The 19,748-nt window shown below is 45.8% G+C and carries 20 protein-coding genes and 2 pseudogenes; 12 read left to right on the top strand and 10 right to left on the bottom strand.

All coding sequences use genetic code 11. The features are described 5' to 3' along the window. Positions 1-25 precede the first annotated feature (25 nt). Genes HGT71_RS05605 through HGT71_RS05595 form a run of 3 tightly spaced genes read left to right on the top strand, consistent with a single transcriptional unit; the run spans position 26 to position 2,808 of the window. Positions 26-1,360 carry a lipopolysaccharide biosynthesis protein gene (locus HGT71_RS05605; RefSeq protein WP_214216952.1) on the top strand — a complete coding sequence of 445 codons (1,335 nt, stop codon included), beginning with the start codon at positions 26-28 and terminating at the stop codon, positions 1,358-1,360. A 9-nt stretch (positions 1,361-1,369) separates the two neighbouring features. After that, positions 1,370-2,200, top strand: coding sequence for a hypothetical protein (locus HGT71_RS05600; protein WP_214217317.1), 831 nt, complete (start codon positions 1,370-1,372; stop codon positions 2,198-2,200). 38 nt (positions 2,201-2,238) lie between these two features. Next, positions 2,239-2,808 carry a YtfJ family protein gene (locus tag HGT71_RS05595; protein ID WP_214216951.1) on the top strand — a complete coding sequence of 190 codons (570 nt, stop codon included), beginning with the start codon at positions 2,239-2,241 and terminating at the stop codon, positions 2,806-2,808. Positions 2,809-2,855: 47 nt separating this feature from the next. Here the strand turns inward: HGT71_RS05595 and spt are convergent, their stop codons facing one another. From spt to HGT71_RS05575, 4 genes are read right to left on the bottom strand one after another with little or no spacing between them, the layout of a single operon-like run. After that, positions 2,856-4,028 carry a serine palmitoyltransferase gene (gene spt / locus HGT71_RS05590; protein WP_214216950.1) on the bottom strand — a complete coding sequence of 391 codons (1,173 nt, stop codon included), beginning with the start codon at positions 4,026-4,028 and terminating at the stop codon, positions 2,856-2,858. Next, positions 4,028-4,276, bottom strand: coding sequence for an acyl carrier protein (locus HGT71_RS05585; protein ID WP_214216949.1), 249 nt, complete (start codon positions 4,274-4,276; stop codon positions 4,028-4,030). The genes spt and HGT71_RS05585 overlap by 1 nt, the downstream gene beginning before the upstream one ends. Before the next feature lie 27 nt (positions 4,277-4,303). After that, positions 4,304-5,221: an NAD-dependent epimerase/dehydratase family protein gene (locus HGT71_RS05580; RefSeq protein ID WP_214216948.1), complete on the bottom strand. Its 918-nt coding sequence runs from the start codon at positions 5,219-5,221 to the stop codon at positions 4,304-4,306. After that, positions 5,218-6,975 carry a fatty acyl-AMP ligase gene (locus HGT71_RS05575; protein ID WP_214216947.1) on the bottom strand — a complete coding sequence of 586 codons (1,758 nt, stop codon included), beginning with the start codon at positions 6,973-6,975 and terminating at the stop codon, positions 5,218-5,220. The genes HGT71_RS05580 and HGT71_RS05575 overlap by 4 nt, the downstream gene beginning before the upstream one ends. 622 nt (positions 6,976-7,597) lie before the next feature. Between HGT71_RS05575 and HGT71_RS05570 the strand changes: the two genes are divergently transcribed. Together HGT71_RS05570 and HGT71_RS05565 are read left to right on the top strand one after the other, a co-directional pair. Next, positions 7,598-8,722 carry a hypothetical protein gene (locus HGT71_RS05570; protein ID WP_062812290.1) on the top strand — a complete coding sequence of 375 codons (1,125 nt, stop codon included), beginning with the start codon at positions 7,598-7,600 and terminating at the stop codon, positions 8,720-8,722. An 81-nt stretch (positions 8,723-8,803) separates the two neighbouring features. Continuing rightward, the gene (locus HGT71_RS05565; RefSeq protein WP_214216946.1) at positions 8,804-9,163 is read left to right on the top strand and encodes a diacylglycerol kinase; all 360 of its coding nucleotides are present in this window, start codon (positions 8,804-8,806) and stop codon (positions 9,161-9,163) included. A gap of 63 nt (positions 9,164-9,226) precedes the next feature. Here the strand turns inward: HGT71_RS05565 and HGT71_RS05560 are convergent, their stop codons facing one another. Both HGT71_RS05560 and HGT71_RS05555 read right to left on the bottom strand, forming a co-directional pair. Then, entirely contained in the window at positions 9,227-9,955 is a 729-nt protein-coding gene (locus HGT71_RS05560; protein ID WP_214216945.1) for a nucleoside/nucleotide kinase family protein, read from the bottom strand. Positions 9,956-9,975: 20 nt separating this feature from the next. After that, positions 9,976-10,704 (bottom strand): nucleoside/nucleotide kinase family protein, encoded by a 729-nt coding sequence (locus HGT71_RS05555; protein WP_425328668.1) that lies wholly within the window; start codon positions 10,702-10,704, stop codon positions 9,976-9,978. A gap of 449 nt (positions 10,705-11,153) precedes the next feature. Here HGT71_RS05555 and HGT71_RS05550 point away from each other — a divergent pair, with 449 nt between their 5' ends. From HGT71_RS05550 to HGT71_RS05540, 3 genes are all read left to right on the top strand, one after another. After that, positions 11,154-11,870 (top strand): nucleoside/nucleotide kinase family protein, encoded by a 717-nt coding sequence (locus tag HGT71_RS05550; RefSeq protein WP_214216944.1) that lies wholly within the window; start codon positions 11,154-11,156, stop codon positions 11,868-11,870. Positions 11,871-11,935: 65 nt separating this feature from the next. Continuing rightward, positions 11,936-12,676, top strand: a complete 741-nt coding sequence (locus tag HGT71_RS05545; protein ID WP_214216943.1) for an aspartyl/asparaginyl beta-hydroxylase domain-containing protein — start codon at positions 11,936-11,938, stop codon at positions 12,674-12,676. A 243-nt stretch (positions 12,677-12,919) separates the two neighbouring features. Further along, positions 12,920-13,327: a cupin domain-containing protein gene (locus tag HGT71_RS05540; RefSeq protein WP_214216942.1), complete on the top strand. Its 408-nt coding sequence runs from the start codon at positions 12,920-12,922 to the stop codon at positions 13,325-13,327. Positions 13,328-13,445: 118 nt separating this feature from the next. Here HGT71_RS05540 and HGT71_RS05535 read toward each other — a convergent pair whose 3' ends face one another. Then, positions 13,446-13,676 carry an EexN family lipoprotein gene (locus HGT71_RS05535; RefSeq protein ID WP_214216941.1) on the bottom strand — a complete coding sequence of 77 codons (231 nt, stop codon included), beginning with the start codon at positions 13,674-13,676 and terminating at the stop codon, positions 13,446-13,448. 121 nt (positions 13,677-13,797) lie between these two features. On the opposite strand from HGT71_RS05535, the gene HGT71_RS05530 reads away from it, so the two are divergent. The 3 genes and pseudogenes from HGT71_RS05530 to HGT71_RS05520 all read left to right on the top strand — a co-directional run bounded on the left by HGT71_RS05530 (position 13,798) and on the right by HGT71_RS05520 (position 16,399). Continuing rightward, positions 13,798-14,256: a MarR family winged helix-turn-helix transcriptional regulator gene (locus tag HGT71_RS05530; RefSeq protein ID WP_214216940.1), complete on the top strand. Its 459-nt coding sequence runs from the start codon at positions 13,798-13,800 to the stop codon at positions 14,254-14,256. A gap of 35 nt (positions 14,257-14,291) precedes the next feature. After that, a pseudogene (locus tag HGT71_RS05525) lies at positions 14,292-15,346 on the top strand (HlyD family secretion protein). Further along, positions 15,336-16,399, top strand: a pseudogene (locus HGT71_RS05520) (DUF2955 domain-containing protein). Before HGT71_RS05525 ends, HGT71_RS05520 begins: the two co-directional pseudogenes overlap by 11 nt. A gap of 18 nt (positions 16,400-16,417) precedes the next feature. Here the strand turns inward: HGT71_RS05520 and HGT71_RS05515 are convergent. Further along, on the bottom strand, positions 16,418-16,732 hold the full coding sequence (locus tag HGT71_RS05515; protein WP_214216939.1) for a hypothetical protein: 315 nt from the start codon (positions 16,730-16,732) through the stop codon (positions 16,418-16,420). Positions 16,733-16,900: 168 nt separating this feature from the next. On the opposite strand from HGT71_RS05515, the gene HGT71_RS05510 reads away from it, so the two are divergent. Then, on the top strand, positions 16,901-17,071 hold the full coding sequence (locus HGT71_RS05510) for a hypothetical protein (protein WP_168174371.1): 171 nt from the start codon (positions 16,901-16,903) through the stop codon (positions 17,069-17,071). A gap of 30 nt (positions 17,072-17,101) precedes the next feature. Here the strand turns inward: HGT71_RS05510 and HGT71_RS05505 are convergent, their stop codons facing one another. Further along, positions 17,102-17,305, bottom strand: a complete 204-nt coding sequence (locus HGT71_RS05505; RefSeq protein ID WP_048913658.1) for a YbdD/YjiX family protein — start codon at positions 17,303-17,305, stop codon at positions 17,102-17,104. Between the two features lie 21 nt (positions 17,306-17,326). Next, positions 17,327-19,492, bottom strand: coding sequence for a carbon starvation CstA family protein (locus tag HGT71_RS05500; RefSeq protein ID WP_214216938.1), 2,166 nt, complete (start codon positions 19,490-19,492; stop codon positions 17,327-17,329). Positions 19,493-19,748 lie beyond the last annotated feature (256 nt).

Here is a 19,748-nt window from a genome sequence, read left to right as displayed (position 1 = left end):
TAATACTGTCTTAGAGTTGGTCTTAATGAAAAATTGGTTTTCAGACGGTGCTTTCCGCACTATTCTTCGAAACAGCGTCTATTTACTCTCGGGAAATGTGGTCAGTGCTCTCCTAGGACTCTTAGCACTCTCCTGTGCAGGTAAAGGCATGACTCCCCAGTTGTTTGGGACCTTGGTTGTCATCCAGTCGTATACCAAAGCCATCAGCGATTTTGTGAAGTTTCAAACCTGGCAATTCGTCGTGCAGTATGGTGCGCCCGCACACACCAATGGTAATCACCAACGCCTGCGTGATGTGGTCTCCTTTTCCTTTGGACTCGATATTGCCAGTAGCGTGGTTGCAATCGCCGGCGGTATGCTACTGCTGCCTTTCTTATCGCACTCTCTAGGGTTGGATGCGACCTCCTTTAAACTCGCCTTACTTTACTGTACGTTGATCCCGTCGATGGCCTCGTCCACCCCAACAGGTATCCTAAGGACCTTAGATAGATTCGATCTTATTGCTATCCAACAGGCCGTCAAACCCTTGTTAATCGCTATCGGAAGCCTGATTTCATATTTCGGTAACCTTGGCTTTGCAGGTTTCGTCGTCTCTTGGTACTTGGCTAACCTATTTGGGGGATCACTCTTCTGGTGGTTTGCTCGACAAGAGCTTAAAAGAATTAACCTGCACAATGCATTACGACCTTCTCTATTCAAAGCGAGCAAACGTATTCCAGGATGTTGGAACTTCGTCTGGACAACCAATTTCGCTCACTCTATTTGGGCGGCGCAAAACTCTTGCAGCACGCTTCTCGTCGGGATTTTTATCGGTCCTAGTGCGGCAGGGCTCTTCAAAATCGCGATGACGTTTTTCGATGCGACCGGGACACCCGCTAAATTATTGGAGAAAAGTTTCTACCCAGAAATTATGCGTCTAGACCCGCGGACATCAAAGCCTTGGCTATTAGGGATCCGTTCTTCTCTTTTTGCTGGAGGATTGGGCTTAATTATTGCGTTGATTGTTTACGCAGCAGGAGGGTCCGTGATTGCTTTTGTCTTTGGCCAAAAATATCTGGAAGCTTACGGCCTGATACAGATTATGTTAGGGGCAATTGTTATTTCGATGATGGGCTTCCCCCAAGAGTCATTACTCTTAATGGCGGGTAAACAACGCGTTTATTTGGGCGTACAAATTATTGCTGCGGGATCGTATATCCTCTTATTAATGTTATTATCCCACCTCTATGGCGTAGAGGGGGCTGCTGTTGCGTATTTGATCGGGCAATCGTCAGAAGTTATTCTTACCCTCTTCCCAACACTCTTAGCTTATCGTCGGCGAAGTTCGCTGATTTATCATAAACCGCTTGAGACAGCATAAATGAATAGTATGAGTTGGAAGAAATACCCTCAAGAGGTCGTCGATCGCTTATTTTTAGCGATCGATGAAGACGACGTTATTAATAATGAAACCACGGATTTACCCGCGATAGAACTCGGTACTTCGCAGCAAAATATTCGGGATTATTATGCATTATGTTTACAGTTGTGGGAGGAAGGCTTCACTCGCCAAGAGTTGCTAGGGTTAATCAAGCAACTTTTAGCCGGTCAAGATCTTACCAAAGCTCAACGTAAACAATATAAATATATTCGTGCACGTTACAAACATTTGCGCTTTGCACAACGGCTGTATAGTCGTCACCACGACGCTGATAAAATATTCAAAGCGACCACTGTCTATTTAGGTCACCTGCAAGATGGCTTTAAGAACGGTGATAAAAAAAGCGTCCAGCATTACGGTAAAATCCTGCGGTTATTATTAAGTCGTCCAGTCTGGAACTGGGTCAAACGCTCTCTTAACCATCTGCAGGTAGATAACGAAGCCGGTTACCAACGCTACGTCTCACAACAAATGAGTCAATTAGCAAATATGCTTAATAAGCCCACGGTAACTGGCACTGAATTCCACGATATAAGAAAGATTGTCAGCCAGCAGGTCTCTTTTTTCGATACACAACGCTCTATTGAAAATAATACGCCTCGTGTTTATGCCATTTCACGTTTTCTTGCCAATATTAATGGCCTGATGGGGGATAAGCACGATGACATGGTGGCAGAGAAACTGTCAGGTACTCGCGAATATGAAACGCCAACGCCTCTAGATAGTCATATCCGGGAATATCTGGAACAACTGGTAGGGAAAATTGTCAGAGTCTCATAATGATTATTACCTATTAGGCTCTCTAAGAGGATAGAAAGATGACACGTCAATTTGTCGCGGTATTACTATCATTACTCCCTACCCTCGCAATGGCTAATAATTTTATTATTGGCCAACCTGTCAAACCTTTATCGGTAGCGGATAAAGGTCAACTGATCCTTAATGGCGATACGATTACCTATCAACCTTGGGCCAGCCAACAGCTGTTAGGTAAAGTACGAATCATTCAATATATTGCCGGCCGAAGTTCTGCCAAGAAGCAAAATGGCGACATGATTAAAGCAGTCAAGGCGGCACAATTGCCTACGGCTTACTTTCAGCCTGTGACAATAGTGAATGCGGATGACGAATTATTCGGGACAGGGTTATTTGTACAGGGAAAGATTGAGAAGAATCAGCGCAAGTACCCTTGGGCGCAATTTGTTATCGATGATGATGGTAGAGGGAAAGCGCTTTGGCAACTCCCCGCGGCATCATCAACAATCATAGTAACAGATAAACAAGGTAAGGTACGCTGGCAGAAAGACGGTCCGATGACGGATGCAGAGGTAAGCCATGTGATCCAATTACTTCGCGATTTGGTGGCACAAGAGTCAGGAAACCACTGAGGGGATAAATTGCCGTAATTCTAAGCTTTTAGAATTACGGCAACGTGTTATGCTTTCAGTTCTGCAAAAGCACGAATAATGGCATCGATTTGCTCATCACTGTGCGCGGCATTGACGCTACAACGCAATAGCGTCATACCGAAAGGTGCGGCAGGTGGTAGGACCAGATTGACATAGACCCCCTTCTCGACCAACGCTCGCCACATCTCAAGTCCCGCTTCTTTAGATTCAATCATCACAGGAACGACTGGGCTCACTCGCTCACCAAGCTTGTAGCCAAGGTCAGCAAGGCCTTTATACAGGCGATGTGCATTGCTCCACAACTTCTCACGCAATGCTGTTGAGTGGCCGACTTGTCGTAAAGAGGCTCGAACTGAAGCGATGCTTGCAGGTGATGGGGATGCGGTGAAAATATAAGGACGGCTGCAATAACGTAATACATCCAGCTGTTTACCGCCCACTGCGAACCCACCGATTGCGGCAAGACTCTTCGAGAAGGTCCCCAAAATAATATCGATGTCGGCTTCAACGCCCAGATCTTCAACCAGTCCGCGGCCTTTTTCGCCCATCACGCCGAAAGAGTGTGCTTCATCAACTAAGATATAACCACCGTAACGGCGCTTTATCTCGACAATCTCTTTTAGCGGCGCGACGTCACCCAGCATACTGTAAATGCCTTCAACGATGATAATGGCTTCTTTCGCTTTCTCACCTAAACGTTGCATACGACGTTCAAGATCTTTGGCATCGTTATGGCGAAAACGAATGATTTGCGCGCCACCCAATGCACACGCATCATAGATGCTAGCGTGCGAGTCTTCATCGATAATCACAACCGCATCCGGGGTAGCGAGAGCACTGATTACGCCCAAGTTTGCCGTGTAACCAGTAGAGAAGACAATTGCGGTGGGTAAATCAAAAAATTCAGCAATCTCTTTTTCTAGGGCTAAGTGAGGTCCAAAAGTTCCGTTTGCCATACGAGAACCGGTTGTACCCGTTCCTTGTAAGCGCAAGGCTTCTTGACTCTCTTGTATAGCCTCAGCGTCGAAGGTCAGACCAAGATAGTTATTTGAACCTGCGAGGATGATTCGTTTATCGCCGATACGTCCTTCGGTCGCTGAATAGATTTCTTCGATACAGGTTCCAAAAGGATTGATGCCAGATACTTGGAATTTTTGACGCTCTTCAACAAAGCGGGTGAATTTGTCATATAAACCCATTATTGCTCTCCAATTAAGGGTTCAATGGCCGCGACTAACTGCTCTGGTGTTTTCACATTCATCAGGATGTTGATTGGGATTGAGATATCTAACTCATCTTCCAACATCATCAGTAAACGCATCACATTGACTGACTCTAAACCGAGGTCGTTAACTAAATCACTATCCGGGTTAACGGTTTTACCTTCGGCTACGAGTTGTCCAAGACAATCAATAACATAATCGAGTAGTTGCTGTTTATTTTCCATTGCCATCTTCTTACTTAGAAATGTAAATCAAAATAGCCCGTCGCCTAGCGCGCGTTCTAACCGTATGTTCGGGGTCCAACCAATATTACGTGTTATCGTAACGTTCGTTGCTGACCAATCTTTATGTGTTAACTCACCAATTTTGCTCTGCGTTAGCATCGGCTCTTTACCCGATAAGCGGCTAATTTGCGTGGACAGCATTGCAATGGTTTTGAGTAACGGAAGAGGAATTTTTATAATGCTGACTGGTTTTTGGCGGATAGCTTGGCCAATTTCTTGCAGATCCTGCCAGCGGTAGCCTGAGGCATGACCATCACACAACTCGTAAGGCTCGTTATTCTCGACGTTCGCCTCAATCCATTTGACCACAGCCGCTGCAAAATCATAAACGTGCAGAAAAGATAATTGAGTAGCCGAAGAACCCGTCTGTGGGAGTAACCCCCGTAATAACCAAGTGAACACCGGGTTAAGCTCTTTATCCCTAGGTCCGTACACGGCAGTTGGCCGGAAGATCCCTATTGAAACGCTTGAGGCTTGTGCCACGAGTTGCTGTTCGGCGATAGCCTTAGAGTGGGCATACCAAGAAAGCTGGGGATGACGAGCAGCAAGTGAAGAGATAAACAGGTAACGCTTACACCTGTCGCTCTGTTCTGCGGCGCGAAGTAAACGTAAACTCCCTTCAACATTTGCCTGCGTGAAGGTTGAGATATTTTTACCTCTTACCTGGCCTGCACAGTGGATAACAACATCAGCCCCTGTCACTAATTCGACCAATGACGACTCATTTTCTAATGAGCCGCGTACCCATGTCAGACCGGCTGGGGTCGATGCCTGCGAGGGCGAGCGCGTCAGCGCCCGCACCTGAAAACCAGCCGATAACAGTTTCTCAACAATGTGTGAACCGATAAAACCCGTCGCACCTGTCAAGGCAACAGTTTGGGTCATTGTTTATTTCCAGCCAGTTGTAACTGAGGTTCGAAATGTTGATTTAAATAGAGTTTTTTCGCTTCCGCGCGGGCCGGTTTACCGGAGGAGGTCCGTGGGATACTGTGTGGCGGGACCAGAACAACGTCTACCGACACACCGAATTCATTACGAATACGTGACGAGAGTGAGTGAACGATCTGACCACGACGTTCAGTGGAGGTCACTCGGCACTGAATCTGTAGAATAATTCTCTCTGCATCGTCGTGTTCTTGATTGGTCATAAAAGCGATCGCGTCTCCGGTGCGCACTTCGGGTTCATCTTCTGCCATATATTCAATATCTTGTGGCCAAATATTACGCCCACGGATAATGATAAGATCTTTTTTGCGCCCGGTAATATAGAGATTACCGTCGAGCAGGTAGCCTAGATCGCCGGTATCGAGCCAGCCTTTATCTTGAATCTGCTGGTGCGACTCTTTATCGCGGAAGTACCCGCGCATCAAGCTCGGGCCAGCAATACAGATATGGCCAATACTTCTTTCAGGCAGTGGCTCGTCTTTTTCGTTACGGATAACAATTTCATGCCCAGGCATCGCTTTGCCGCAGTTTACAAATACGCCTTGCGCAGCACTCTCATCTTTTGGCGGTACAGCTTTACTTTCGTATTCTAAAATATAGCGGTCAACCACGTTATAACGCGGTCCAGTGGCTTTATCGAAGAAGCTCACTGCGAGGGTATTTTCCGCGAGTCCGTAGCAAGGCATAAATGTGTCTTCGCCAAAGCCAACTTGACTAAAATGTTCGGTAAAACGGTCCAGCAAACCAGACGGGATAGGCTCTGCACCAACACCGGCAATTCGCCAGCTGGAGAGGTCTAATTCCGCTAACTCTTTCTCGTTACTACGACGCAGACAGATTTCATAGCCGAAAGGTGGCGCAACGGACACCGTACCTTTGTTCTTGGTAATGAGTTTCAGCCATTGAATTGGACGCATAGCGAAATCCTGCGTACGCAAGTAGTCCACCGAGATTTGTGTTGCCACTGGGGTCAAGACAAAGCCGACCAACCCCATATCATGATAGAACGGCAACCATGATACGCAGCGATCGTCTTTTTTCAGCTTAATACCGTCGTGGCTAATTGCGCGAAGGTTAGCCATTGCTGAGGCTTGAGTGACGACAACGCCTCGTGGAAAGCGAGTACTGCCAGAGGTATATTGTAGATAGGCAATGTCTTCTGGTGCGACCTGAGGTAATTCGCTCGCCGCATCGTAAGAGAGTTCAGCAAAGGCTTCATGGCTAAGGATCGTCGGCGAATTATAGTCACAGACAACCTCTTGCACCATTGGCAGCCACTCTTTACTGCTCAAAACCACCGAGGCTTGGCACCCGTTAAGTAAACCCGTTAGTTTCTTAACGTAGGAAGCACTTTGACCGATCCCCATTGGAATCGCGAGGGGTACAGCAATTAAACCTGCGTATTGACATGCAAAAAATGTTTCGACGAACTCAACACTGGTTTCTGCAATGAGTGCAACGCGATCCCCTTTAGTTAATCCTAAAGAAAGCAACTTATGAGCACCCTTTACAGCGTTGACTTTCAACACACTGTAAGGCACTGCAGCCATCAGGTTATTACGGCGATCATAAAAGTTCATGCCGGTTTCACCGAGTGCTGCATAATCCAAGGCTTCAGCTAGCGTTGCGAAATCTGCATAGCGAATTGGAAGTTGATGATGGGATTGAGTTGCAAACGTTGTAGACGCTTCCATATAGTGGTACACCTGTTGATACTATTAGATATTGAGGAAGTTTAAGCTCCTTACAGAGCTCCCGACCAAAGTAGTAATTCAAGCATCTTCCAACCTACGATGTAAATCGCTGCCCGCTCACCCGTTCACACAGATCACTGACTCCGGCTTAGGGAGTGGTAGACACGTTGTCTTGAACAGAGTTCATCGTTTCATGACGAAAACGTAGGCTGTGTACTAACCGTTCGCTTAATGCTTACATGAAATTTTAGACAAACACGCATGCGGTTTTAAGGGGCTTGCTCTGAAAACGCTCGGCAATTGTAAAGATCTTAAAATATCATGTCATAGGTAATATGTGCGTTCCACTACTTTTACGACTAAATTGCGCACTTACCGCTAACCTGTAACGTTTTCTTTTAAAATCAGGACATTCGTTACAAATTAATAGTATGTCAGAATGTTTTCAAGCTAACTTTCAAAAATAAATTGACAATTACTACCGTGACTGTTTCGATATACTAACATACTGCCGAGTCTATAGCCTCCTCTTTCTTTATTGCTGCATGTTGCTGCGTTCCTCTCAGGGATCGCCTGGAGTGATTTGCTGCCAATTTAACAATTACTAGAAGTAATGGTATTTATGATCTCAATAGAAAAAGTTTCGTCCAAACAGGATCTGAAAGCCTTCATCAATTTTCCCTCTACGCTGTTTGCGGGTGATGAAAATTGGATCGACCCATTATTTGTCGAACGTGAAGAACATCTTTCTAAAAAAAACCCCGCCTCAGACCATGTAGTGTGGCAAGCTTGGCTTGCTAAGCGCGGCAACGAAGTCGTCGGGCGCATCACGGCACAAATCGATTCGCTGCACCGTGAACTTTATGGTCCTAACACTGGCCATTTCGGCATGATAGATGCTATCGATGATGAAGAAGTGTTTGCTGCCTTATTCAAAACAGCAGAAGAGTGGCTGATATCCCAGGGCGCTCATCAAATTACCGGACCTTTTAGCCTCAATATTAATCAAGAAAGCGGATTATTAGTCGATGGCTTCGATACCCCGCCCTCTGCGTTAATGACCCATGGTAAACCTTGGTACGGTAAACATATTGAGAAGCTTGGCTACAGTAAAGCTATCGACCTTATTGCTTATTGGATGAAGCGAACGGATCTTCACTTTGAACCGGGCCTAACCAAATTAATGGATAATGTTCGTAAAAGAGTGACCATCCGTCCGCTTAATCGTAAAATTTTCGACCAAGAAATGCAGATTCTGAGAAACCTGTTTAACTTAGGTTGGCAGGATAACTGGGGTTTTGTCCCTTTTACTGAACATGAGTTTGCCACCATGGGCCAACAGCTCAAATATTTGGTGCCAGACGATATGATTTATATCGCTGAAATTGATGGCGAACCCGCAGCCTTTATCGTCGGCCTACCTAATATCAACGAAGCGATCGATGGACTCCAAGGCAAGCTATTACCCTTTGGCTGGGCAAAAGTGCTGTGGCGTTTGAAAGTGCGTGGTGTGCGTACCGCTCGTGTGCCGTTAATGGGCGTTAAGAAAGAGTACCAATTCAGTCGTATTGGGCCGATCATTGCCCTTCTCCTCATCGAAGCTCTACGAGAGCCTTTCCGCCGCCGTAATATTGATGCGCTGGAGATGTCTTGGATTCTCGAAACCAATACGGGAATGCGCACGATACTTGAGCGTATTGGTGCTGAACCTTACAAAAACTATCGATTATTTGAGAAAAAAATCTAGTCGTCTTCGTGACGGATCAGCACGGTAGCAGCGAGGTCATCTCGCTCGCTACCCTCTAAACATATCTAAAGATGACTCATCATGTCGATTGAAAAACAGACTGGTTTAAAACGCTTAATTTTTAGCATTAATAACTCCTGGTCAGGAGTGACCGACGCCTTTAAAACTGAGGATGCCTTTCGTCATATTTTCATCTTCAGTACGTTGTTAGTCTTACTCTCTTTCACACTGGATATTTCAAAGACTCAACATATTGTACTAATACTCTGCAGCTTTTTATTAATCGTCATTGAATTACTCAATACCGCTATCGAAACAGTAGTGGATCGAATTTCTTATGAGATTCACCCGCTCTCGAAGCGAGCAAAAGATATGGCGGGGGCGGCACAATTAGTGGCAATTGTCGCAACGCTATTAACTTGGTTGATTATTCTTTTTTAAAAGACCGGTTAAGTCTGTAGTGGGCGTTAATGCGACAAAAGTCCTTAACGCCCAGCCGACTTATTAAATGGCTTTCACCGCCGCTATCACACTGGCGAGTACTTCTTCATAGGGTTTTCTTGAATCCAAATCCATAATATTCGCACCGTTGTAGGTAAGCTGACGCATTACACCAATTTTATCGCTAAGCTCTTGGTAACTGTGATCAGGTTTGCGCGCAAAGGCTGTCTCGACGTCGATATCCAGACGAATGATCAATTCAGGCTGATAATTAGCTAATTTCTCGTAAATCACCACTTCCCTTTTCGCCATCTCTTTAAGTAGCCAACCCTTCATCCGCTCCACGCCTAAACCAGGCCCATCATAATGAAACCCTGAAATTTCCGCTTGAGGGTAACGGTCAGCAATGACCAACACACCGCTTTCAGCTAATGCTTTCGCTTTATGGAAATTTGAGGAACGCCAGCAAGAGAGAGCGTACATGATGAAAGCAGCCCATAGGGGAGGCGCTTCACTTCGCATACTTTGTGTTTTTTCAGATTTTTTTGCTAAACGACGCTCAAGCCAGACACCAATAATCGGCAGTTTTTTAATTTTATCGCCGTCTTCGCCAGAAATAAGACCTAAGTAACGACGCTCAGTAGGCCGAATTTTCTGCATTTCTTTAATTAAATCCGCAGTAATGGTCGATTTTCCCGAGCCGTCACAACCGACAATCGCGACCATGCGCGGGATAACGATAGGCGTTACAGCAGAGGAGGATGACGCCTGTGCGTCGGAATGAATTGTCATAGTAGCGCTATTTACCGTTATCAGAGTGAGCTAGGGAGATTAAACGTTTGATGAATAGCTTCTAAAGAAGCCTTGAATACTTCGTCTTCAGGATCTCTGCCACATAATTCGAGAATATGCGCACCGTTAAAATGTAACGTTGGGATAACCCTGATTTTCTCGCGTAACGAGACGATATCATGATCGGGTTTACGCGCATGAGCCGTCTCTTCGTCGATAGATAAACGAATTAATAACGCTGGGCGATAGGAGGCCATCCATTCATAAAGACGCTGCTCGCGCTTTCTTAACATTTGAATCCATCGACTCCCACCTTGGGCTTTACTAAGATGTGGCCCATCGACTCGGAAACCGGCGACCTCTGCTTGCGGATAGCGATCGGTTACCAATAATACGCCTTCTTCCGCTCGGCGTAGCATCCGTTTAAATTTATAAGCACGCCAGCAGGATAATAAGAAGATGACCGTTCCTTCTGCATTACCCGGAGCGGTATTGGGTTTCTCGTGCACTTTATCGGACTTGCTCACCAAATAGGCAGCAATCTTTTCCCCCACCACGGGTAACTCAGTAATTTTCTGCTTAATAAAGCCTGAAGATTGACCGAGATAAACCTCTTCTACTTTTGTCCTTAACGCGAGGGTTTGGACCAATCGGTTGGCAAGTGTCGATTTACCTGAACCATCACAGCCTGTGATAGCAATGACACGGATAGGTGAAGATTGAGGGGATGAGGTAGAATTATTCACAATCACTGTTACGCATAGTAGTATTCAATTTCGTCCTATAGTAGAGGATTTACTACGCATTGTCTTCCCTTCCCCTTTTTAACGGCTACCTATTCATCTGTAAATCTCGCTCTGCGAACACCGGGTATACCTCCGATTGAAAAGCCGTAAACCCCCTCATGTAGGAGGCTTCCCGCGATAATTTATGCGTAAAATCATTAATGAAATTAAACAGGTTGTGGCAGTAAATGGGGACTTTGTTACAAATAACCCCTTTCATTCAGTTTCCAACTCATGCGATGCAGCATAAACTGCTCCGTCATTAAGGGTCAAGTTCCGCAGAATGTCTCGGTTTCTCCTCACCTAATGCTGTGCTATCACACTTTTGGTGACAGACAGATGACGCAATTTTGCTATTTTAGCCCTGTTTAATAACTATTTATCTTTCTTAAAGTGTCGAACACGAGGTTTTTATGTACACCAAGTCCACTCCGGTTATCGCGGTTATAGGTAGCGATGGATCCGGTAAATCAACAGTCTGTGAGCACCTCGTGGGTACGCTTTCTGATTACGGCACAACCTCTTATGTCCATCTTGGTAAACAAGCAGGCAACGTAGGAAGAGCGGCAGCCAATCTTCCGTTTATTGGTCGCTCCGTTGGCAACAAGATCGAAAAAACTCGCGTTAAGGTGAATAAAACCCATCACACCACCCTCTCTGGGCTAGTGGTGGGTATTTTCTTGGTGCGACGCGTACGTCGTTTTCGTAATATGTTGAAATTACGTAAGCAGGGCCATATCATTCTCGCGGACCGTTACCCGCATCTGCAAGTTCCCGGTGCTTATGATAGCCTCACACTTCCGACCACCGCGACCAAAAATCCACTGATCAATTGGATTGCCAAACGGGAGCTGAATGCGTTTACGTGGATGACCCAACATCGCCCAGATTTAGTGATCAAACTGAATGTATCACTGGATGTGGCCTGCGCCCGTAAACCGGATCACCGCCGTGATGCACTGAAGAAAAAAATCGATATCACTCCTAAATTAGATTTTGGCGGCAAAAAAATCATTAATATTGATGCCGACCAACCTTTAGAACTCGTTCTTGCGCAAGTCGATCACTCTGTCGACGAATTTATGACAGAGCTGGGTTTTAAAAAAGTCATTAAAGGTGAAATTGCTTAAGTCAATTCCGTTCATAGTTAAGGGTATCAATTAATTGATACTTCTTAATTTAAGGATGACTTATCATGGCAGAGAATTTGGCCGAGCAACGGCCTTTTACCCAGCGTGTTATTGTTTCTTTAGGTAAAAAGATCCTACGATGGAGTGGCGGATTTGAATCTCGCCACTCATTAATTCCCTCCACACCCAAAATTGATAATCATTATTTCCCCTGGGTTGATAAACTCGAAGCGGTGTATCCCGAAATTCGTCAAGAGCTTATTGAGTTATTGAAATTCCCAGAAAGGATCCCCGCTTTCCATCAAATATCACCCGACCAAAAACGGATATCAAAAGGGAACAATTGGAAAACTTTCGGTATGTATGTATTTGGTGAGCGAATCGATAATAACTGCCGCTTATGCCCGCATACCGCGAAAGCCTTAGCCGCGATTCCCAACATGCGCACCGCCATGTTCTCAATATTGCAGCCACACTATCATATCGTTCCCCACCGTGGACCCAGCCGAGCCATGGTACGTGTACATCTTGGCCTAATCGTACCAACACACCAACCCGATAAGTTATGGATTCGTGTCGATGACCAAATTCTGCATTGGGAAGAGGGAAAGGTAATTATTTTTGATGATTTTTACGAACACGAAGTCCGAAATGATACCGATGAACTTCGGGCAGTACTTTTTATTGATATCGATCGTCCGATGGATAAACTAGGCACTCTCGTTAATAAGCTATTTTTCAATTTAATGAAAATTAGCCCTTATGTAAAACAACCTCTCAAAAACCTTGCTAAGTGGAACGGCTAAAATAGATTAAATTAATTAATATTAATAATCATTTTAATTTACACATCAGTCGACTGTAGATTAACTTTTGACTTTAGATACTTATTTAACGTTAATCTTTTTATTAGGTGAATATTCATTCACCTAATTTACCCTCGATTTAATGAATAGGATTCATAAGCACATCCCAACTTGAGCGGGTAATATTCTCCATCAAATCCATTACACTTTAAAAAAACTAAAAACTGTTAATTGGAGTCTATGATGAGCACGGATTTTACAGGTAACAGCCTCTTCCCTAAAGGTGGTAAAAATGATGCCTTTGCACAATATTTTACCGGGACTAGCTATCTCAGCATGCTATCCACCGAAGGAGTGAATATTGGCAACGTCGTCTTTGAACCGGGATGCCGAAATAATTGGCATATCCACCGCGGAGGTGGACAAATCTTATTAGTGACCGATGGCTATGGTTGGTATCAAGCTTGGAATGAGCCCCCACAACCCTTAAAGCCTGGTGATGTTGTCAATATCCCTGAGGGGGTAAAACATTGGCACGGCGCGGCGAAAGATAGCTGGTTCGCCCATGTAGCCCTTGCCGTTCCTGCTGAAAATGCGAGCAACGAGTGGTTAGAGCCGGTGACTGATGAACATTATGCCGCGTTAGACTAACCCTTGGCCAAGGTAGTTTCTGCCTTGGCATATTTTACTATATCAATAATTCTTACGTCCCATGGTAGCACCCCTCCCCCTCAAGCCTTGCTCAAGTGAGTGGATGCAGTCAAACGCATTACTTGATATCCGTTTTACCAGTCTGCTTTTCAAAATCGACTTTCTTTTGTGCCTCTTGGGCATTCTGGCAATTTTTACTCTGCTGATCGTGCTGCTGCGTACACTGTGTCAGTATTTTGTTCCGTAAGGCAGCATCTTTCATAAAATCGGCTGGCGTATAGGCCTTGTCACAACCGCTTAACGCTAGCACCCCCACAACGACTAAAACTCTCTTCCCACATCGAACCATGGTCATCTCCTTATCGCTCGTTAACTCTACCATAGCACAATGAGTCAGTTTCGCTTATTACTTACCTTGATAGTTATCATGATAAGTAATAATATGAGCTCTCATTTCTAAGGCTAAAAAAATGAACGATAAAAAATTTCTCGCTGAAAACTTCGCACATCGCCCATTAGGTATGCGACTCGCTATGCTAGCTAGACTCTGGCGTACAGTGGTCGATCACGCTCTGATCGAAACCGGCCTTACGCAAAGCCGCTGGACAGTATTAATGCAATTACAAGTGGCAGAAGGACCGCTGACGGTGAGTGAATTAGCGTTCGCCATGGGAATAGAACTGCCCCCTTTAACACGGACATTAAATCAACTAGCCGAAAGCGGACTGATTATTCGCGTAGAAGACGCAGACGATCGCCGTATTCGTTTAATTAAACTCAGTACGTTAGGCGAACAACAGGTCGCCCAAGTAAATCGGGTCGTGGAAGAGTGCCAGCGTAAAGTTAGCGAGGGTTTTCCTCCTGAGCAATTAGAGGAGTTTAGTCAGACCTTAAATCTTCTCACTGAAAACATGAGCAAGCTTATTTAGCTCTTAATAGTCCCTCTGTGGAATGCGAGTAAACGATTATGACCCCAGAACAACAATTTTCTCGTTGGGTGAAATTTACGCTAATTATCTTTGCTGCCATGTTTGGCTACTTTTTGGTTGCCGATATTTGGTTTCCTCAAACACCAGAGTCTACCGTGATGCGCGTCGTCACCCCAGTGTCGTCCAGAGCGCCGGGTTATGTCACGCATATCTATGTCACCAACAATCGCCAGGTGAAAAAAGGGGATCTGTTATATGAAATTGATCCTCGCCCCTACCAAAACCAAGTCGAGTCTGCACGTATCGCTTATCAACAAGCGACTCTGGATAATCAACAAATAGATGCACAGATCAGTGCAACGCGTGCCAAAATCCGAGCCGCACAACTCGATGCTCAAAATGCTGGACGGGATTATCAACGCTACCATGCTCTAGACCATAACCAGCTAATCTCGCGCCAAGCCCTCGATACCGCTTATACCACTTGGCAGACGGGATTACAGACAGTTGAAAATTTGAACGCAACCTTAAATCAATTAATCATTTCTCGTGGTAGCCGAGACAGCAATAACGTCACCTTGCAGAAGTATCAGAATATGCTTGAGGAGGCTAACCTTAACCTTAATTACACCAAAGTACGTGCAGACAGTGATGGCGTAGTCAGTAATCTGCAATTAAAAGAAGGTTGGTATGCTAATGCAGGGGTCGCCTCGATGGCGCTGGTCAATACGACCCCTGATATCATCACCGATTTCCGTGAAAAGAGTCTTACAAAGACCCATGTTGGTACCGCCGCAGAGATCGTCTTCGATGCGCTACCTGGACAAGTTTTCAAAGCAACCGTTGCCAGCCGTGATGCAGGCGTCATGGCTGGCCAACAAGATATCAATGGTTATCTGGCTGCGCCCCAAGAATCGAACCGTTGGGTCCGCGTATGCGTATCCACTTAGCTTTGGATCCTGACCAACACATCGACCTCCCGGCGGGTGCTAGAGCAACGGTTCAGCTGTATAACAGTGGTAATGGCGTGTCGTCTTTCTTAGGCCGTCTACAAATCCGCCTGATAAGTCTCTTACACTATTTTTATTAGTCGACTTTTAGAACGTAAGTATCCGGCGAAATATAAACCTCTATCCGGCAATGATCTGCGGCATATGCTGCGCATCACTTTTGCCGGTAGCATGGGATTATTCTCCACAGCTGGATAGATACGCAATATGGCGTATTTTACGTCGTCTACCCCATCATGCTGACGGGGCTGGTGCCGATGTTTAATCTACATATTGCTCGTCAAATGGTGGCGAACGCTATCATCAATTGTGTAGAGATGCTGCTTCTATTTACCTTCTTGGTTAATTACCCTCTGCCCATGACGTTGGCCGTTTTCATACTCTATACCTTGCGCTTTTATCTAATGAGTCGCGGCCCCCTCTTCCTTTTTGGATCGATGGGCGTTATTTGTCTAAGTGTGATGCCTGACTTCCTCAGTTACGCCACGACGGATATGAATGATCTGATGTTTTCCAATATCGTCGGCAGTTTACTAGCAGTAGTACTCTCTGCGGTGGCCTGCTTTATTTTCCCCGACACAGAACCGCGTCAGCGCCCTGCACCTATTGATAAAAGCAGTTCTCGGATTATGCACGAGACCTTACTCGCATCCGTTATAGCCACACTGCTGTTCGTGATATTTCAGGTGTATACCTTAAGCGATTCGTTAGCAGCGCTGATGGCCGGGATTTTCGCGCTCTTTCCCATGCACTATCGGGGAGCCATTCTTTCGGCCACTTGGCGCATAGTAGGGGTGATTGTCGGCTGTATGTTTGCGCTAATTATTCAGCTGATTATGTATGACTTTAGCCGCCATTTGCTGCTGCTTTTACCCTTGGTGAGTTTGGCATTGATTCTGGCCGCCCGAGTGCACGTGTTTGAGAAGGTGGGATCCGGCGTCGGTTTTTCCATTCTCACGACGCTCGGGCTTATCTTTGGACAGTATATGCATCCTAACAATGACATTGTTTTCAACGACCTCTACCGATTGACCTCGGTCACTGTGTCACTCCTTGCGACCTTAGTTGTGACGTTCGTGATGCATAAAATCTTAAACTGTTTCTCCGCCACACGTTTTGTCCAGAACGAATAGTTAGCAATGCGGTGAGCCTTAGTTCATTTCATAGCAGCGTGAGGTGGCGATATTTTGATCACCACCACTGCCCGCGCCTACCACGGTACACATAATATAGTGCTTACCTTTTTTTAACGTGACCGGCGGTCCGTTAGTATCGCGCTGAGCGGTGATGAGTGTGGCTCCTTCATTAAGCAGTTTATCCAGCGGAACGGAGAGAGGCTTTAACGTTGTCGGTAACTCGAGGGTATTACCGGGAACTTTTGCACCTGCCTCAGGTGGCCATTGTGCAAAGGAGTACGGGCTAATAAAGAGTGCCACGCAACTTAGGATGAGTGGGGTCAATTTCATGCTCAGCTACTTCAAAAAGAGTGGTTTGATGCGCAAGTGTATCCCAATCAGGCTTATCCTCTGAATAGGTCTTTATATTTATTAAGATAAATCTGGCAGAGTGGCGAATTCTTTTCTAGGCTTAAGACATCACCCTTATCACTATCCCATAATAAGAGGTCGGAAAGCATGAATATGATTTCAAAAGGATTGTTGGTCGTTGTTGCCATGACAGCTCTAGCGGGTTGCCAACGCCATGAAAGTAGTGCACTGGAAAATGGTCGTCCTGTAGCCCCTAGTGGTCAATCAGTACCTGGTGGCCCAGTCGGTTCAGGCCCAGTAGGCCAGCCGCAATCATAATAAGAAGGAGCCTCAACGGCTCCTTTCTTTTTAGCAACAGCGCATGCCTCCCTTCCCCTTTCCTGCATATCTTGCTTGCTGACGTTCACGAAAAAAATCTTCATAACTCATCACTGGGCTGTCAGGATGTTTGAGCTGCATATGCTGCACATAGTGCTCATAATCAGGAATTCCTACCAACATATTACCTGCCTGCGCCAAGCATTTTTTGATCTGTCGTAATTGGCGGAAAATCATCTTTTAGTTACCTATGTTTTAATGATGAGAACCAGATGACATCGTTTTCTTCACGACATCGGGATCTAGCTCAACATACGCTGTTTCCAGATCGGTGCGCTGAGGTTGACGAGTAGCCTGCCACCAAACTTTGATGCCATAGGCGACAATACCGTAAACTACGACGAGAAAGAGAATACTCAATCCAGCATTGGTATAGTTGTTGACGACAATGTGTTGCCAATTAGCAAGCTGATCTGACGCCACCGAGCCGGTTCCCTCTGCAATTTTTTGGCGGTAGAGCCGTGCCATATAGAAAAACCCTTCTGCTTGCGGGTTATCGCTGAAAAGTTTCAAGACTAAGGCCCAAGTGGTACAGATCATCAACCATACAGCAGGAACAATGGGTACCCATATATAGCGGTCCCGCTTCATTTTTGCGAGGATCACCGCCACCAGTACCAGTGCGACCGCGGCGAGCATCTGGTTTGAAATACCGAACAGTGGCCAGAGGCTTTTCACGCCACCCAGAGGATCAACGACCCCCTGGTACAGTAAGTATCCCCATAGCCCAACACATCCTGCTGTACCTAATATCCCTGCAAGCAAAGAGTTGGTATTTTTAAGACTCGGGATAAAGTTACCCAGTAAGTCTTGCAGCATAAAGCGGCCAGCACGCGTACCTGCATCTAACGCAGTTAAAATAAACAGTGCTTCGAACAGTATTCCGAAGTGATACCAAAATCCCATATCAATTACAGGAATGATGGTATGGAACACCATGGCAATCCCCACAGCCAGCGTTGGTGCGCCGCCTGCACGATTCAGAACAGAAGGTTCGCCGATTGCCGCCGCCGTATGCTGAATAGTTTCTGGAGAGATCACAAAGCCCCAGCTACTTACTTTGGCTGCGGCTTGTGCCGTCGCAGCTTGCAGTTGCTGCATGATCAGTGCCGCGTTATCTCCGCCCAGCTCATGAAGGTTAGGCATGGTAATACCCAATCCAGCCGGGGGCGTATTCATTGCAAAATATAAGCCTGGCTCAATAATCGCGGCGGAGACTAATGCCATCAATGCAACGAATGATTCCATCAACATAGCGCCATAACCAATAAATCGCGCGTCTGTTTCATTAGCCAGCAATTTAGGTGTGGTACCACTGGAAATTAAGGCGTGGAAACCGGATACCGCACCACAGGCAATGGTGATAAATAAGAAAGGAAAAAGCGCGCCTTTCCATACTGGACCATTACCACTGATAAATTGCGTGACTGCCGGCATTTTTAACTGAGGATGAAGAATGATAATCCCGATTGCTAACCCGACAATTACCCCAATTTTTAAGAAGGTGGCCAAATAGTCTCGTGGTGCAAGAATCAACCAGACCGGTAATAGAGCAGAGACAAACGCATAGCCAATCAATGCCCAGGTTATCGTAGTGTCTTTAAACGTGAGTGCCGGTCCCCAATAAGGGTCGTGAGCAATTACACCACCAGCCCAGATAGCCAGAAGCAATAATATCCCCCCGATTATCGACACTTCACCCACCCGTCCTGGGCGAATAAACCTCATATAAATACCCATAAATAGCGCTATAGGTAATGTTGAGCAGACGGTAAAGACGCCCCATGGGCTTTCAGCAAGTGCTTTAACGACGATAAGAGCAAGGACTGCTAGGATGATGATCATTATCAGGAAACAGCCAAACAGCGCTAGAAACCCAGGAATGGCACCCATCTCTTGCTTGACCATTTCACCTAACGAATTACCATTGCGCCGACTCGAGATGAACAACACCATAAAGTCTTGCACCGCTCCCGCAACAACGACTCCGGCTAATAACCAGAGCGTCCCAGGTAAATAGCCCATCTGTGCCGCCAATACCGGACCCACTAAAGGCCCAGCGCCAGCAATTGCGGCGAAATGGTGTCCGAAGAGAACATAGCGGTTGGTCGGAACATAGTTTAAGCCATCACCATTAACAAAAGCGGGGGTGGCACGCGTTGCGTCAAGGCCAAGAACATTGCGCGAGATATAAAGACTGTAGTAGCGATAAGCAACAAGATAGACCGAGATGGCTGCAATCACGAGCCATAATGCGCTGATACTTTCTCCTCGGCGAAGAGCAACAACCCCGAGACACCCTGCGCCAACTAAAGCAACCAATAACCAGAGTAGGTGCTTTTTTATAAAGTTTTTGTCCATAGTTTTCCTGTATGAATAATAATTTCCAAAAGCCAAAGGCAAACCACAGCATCTTGTTCATAAATGCTGGGCGAAAGGTAGAATGGTATTACAGATATGGGAGTATGGTCACACGAATATTAGGGATAAAAGTTAAACTGCGGCAGTTTACATTCTAACTGCTGAGAAAAAGGTCATTTCGCCCAAATTTAAAGCTAAAGCCAGTGATAATGCGGGGTGGATAGAGAAAAAACAGTAGAGGAAAGATACTGACTAA

Origin of the sequence: Rosenbergiella epipactidis (genome assembly GCF_018494055.1) — a bacterium.
Taxonomy (GTDB): Bacteria; Pseudomonadota; Gammaproteobacteria; order Enterobacterales; family Enterobacteriaceae; genus Rosenbergiella; species Rosenbergiella epipactidis.
The sequence above is the reverse complement of the archived record's forward strand: the minus strand, read 5'-3'. Positions and strand labels throughout refer to the sequence as shown.

What these genes read in the sequence shown, in the direction of transcription:
- HGT71_RS05605 (WP_214216952.1), top strand. Translation starts at nt 26, where the DNA reads ATGAAAAATTGGTTTTCAGACGGTGCTTTCCGCACTATTCTTCGAAAC.
- HGT71_RS05600 (WP_214217317.1), top strand. Translation starts at nt 1,370, where the DNA reads ATGAGTTGGAAGAAATACCCTCAAGAGGTCGTCGATCGCTTATTTTTA.
- HGT71_RS05595 (WP_214216951.1), top strand. Translation starts at nt 2,239, where the DNA reads ATGACACGTCAATTTGTCGCGGTATTACTATCATTACTCCCTACCCTC.
- spt (WP_214216950.1), bottom strand. Translation starts at nt 4,028, where the DNA reads ATGGGTTTATATGACAAATTCACCCGCTTTGTTGAAGAGCGTCAAAAA.
- HGT71_RS05585 (WP_214216949.1), bottom strand. Translation starts at nt 4,276, where the DNA reads ATGGAAAATAAACAGCAACTACTCGATTATGTTATTGATTGTCTTGGA.
- HGT71_RS05580 (WP_214216948.1), bottom strand. Translation starts at nt 5,221, where the DNA reads ATGACCCAAACTGTTGCCTTGACAGGTGCGACGGGTTTTATCGGTTCA.
- HGT71_RS05575 (WP_214216947.1), bottom strand. Translation starts at nt 6,975, where the DNA reads ATGGAAGCGTCTACAACGTTTGCAACTCAATCCCATCATCAACTTCCA.
- HGT71_RS05570 (WP_062812290.1), top strand. Translation starts at nt 7,598, where the DNA reads ATGATCTCAATAGAAAAAGTTTCGTCCAAACAGGATCTGAAAGCCTTC.
- HGT71_RS05565 (WP_214216946.1), top strand. Translation starts at nt 8,804, where the DNA reads ATGTCGATTGAAAAACAGACTGGTTTAAAACGCTTAATTTTTAGCATT.
- HGT71_RS05560 (WP_214216945.1), bottom strand. Translation starts at nt 9,955, where the DNA reads ATGACAATTCATTCCGACGCACAGGCGTCATCCTCCTCTGCTGTAACG.
- HGT71_RS05550 (WP_214216944.1), top strand. Translation starts at nt 11,154, where the DNA reads ATGTACACCAAGTCCACTCCGGTTATCGCGGTTATAGGTAGCGATGGA.
- HGT71_RS05545 (WP_214216943.1), top strand. Translation starts at nt 11,936, where the DNA reads ATGGCAGAGAATTTGGCCGAGCAACGGCCTTTTACCCAGCGTGTTATT.
- HGT71_RS05540 (WP_214216942.1), top strand. Translation starts at nt 12,920, where the DNA reads ATGAGCACGGATTTTACAGGTAACAGCCTCTTCCCTAAAGGTGGTAAA.
- HGT71_RS05535 (WP_214216941.1), bottom strand. Translation starts at nt 13,676, where the DNA reads ATGGTTCGATGTGGGAAGAGAGTTTTAGTCGTTGTGGGGGTGCTAGCG.
- HGT71_RS05530 (WP_214216940.1), top strand. Translation starts at nt 13,798, where the DNA reads ATGAACGATAAAAAATTTCTCGCTGAAAACTTCGCACATCGCCCATTA.
- HGT71_RS05515 (WP_214216939.1), bottom strand. Translation starts at nt 16,732, where the DNA reads ATGAAATTGACCCCACTCATCCTAAGTTGCGTGGCACTCTTTATTAGC.
- HGT71_RS05510 (WP_168174371.1), top strand. Translation starts at nt 16,901, where the DNA reads ATGAATATGATTTCAAAAGGATTGTTGGTCGTTGTTGCCATGACAGCT.
- HGT71_RS05500 (WP_214216938.1), bottom strand. Translation starts at nt 19,492, where the DNA reads ATGGACAAAAACTTTATAAAAAAGCACCTACTCTGGTTATTGGTTGCT.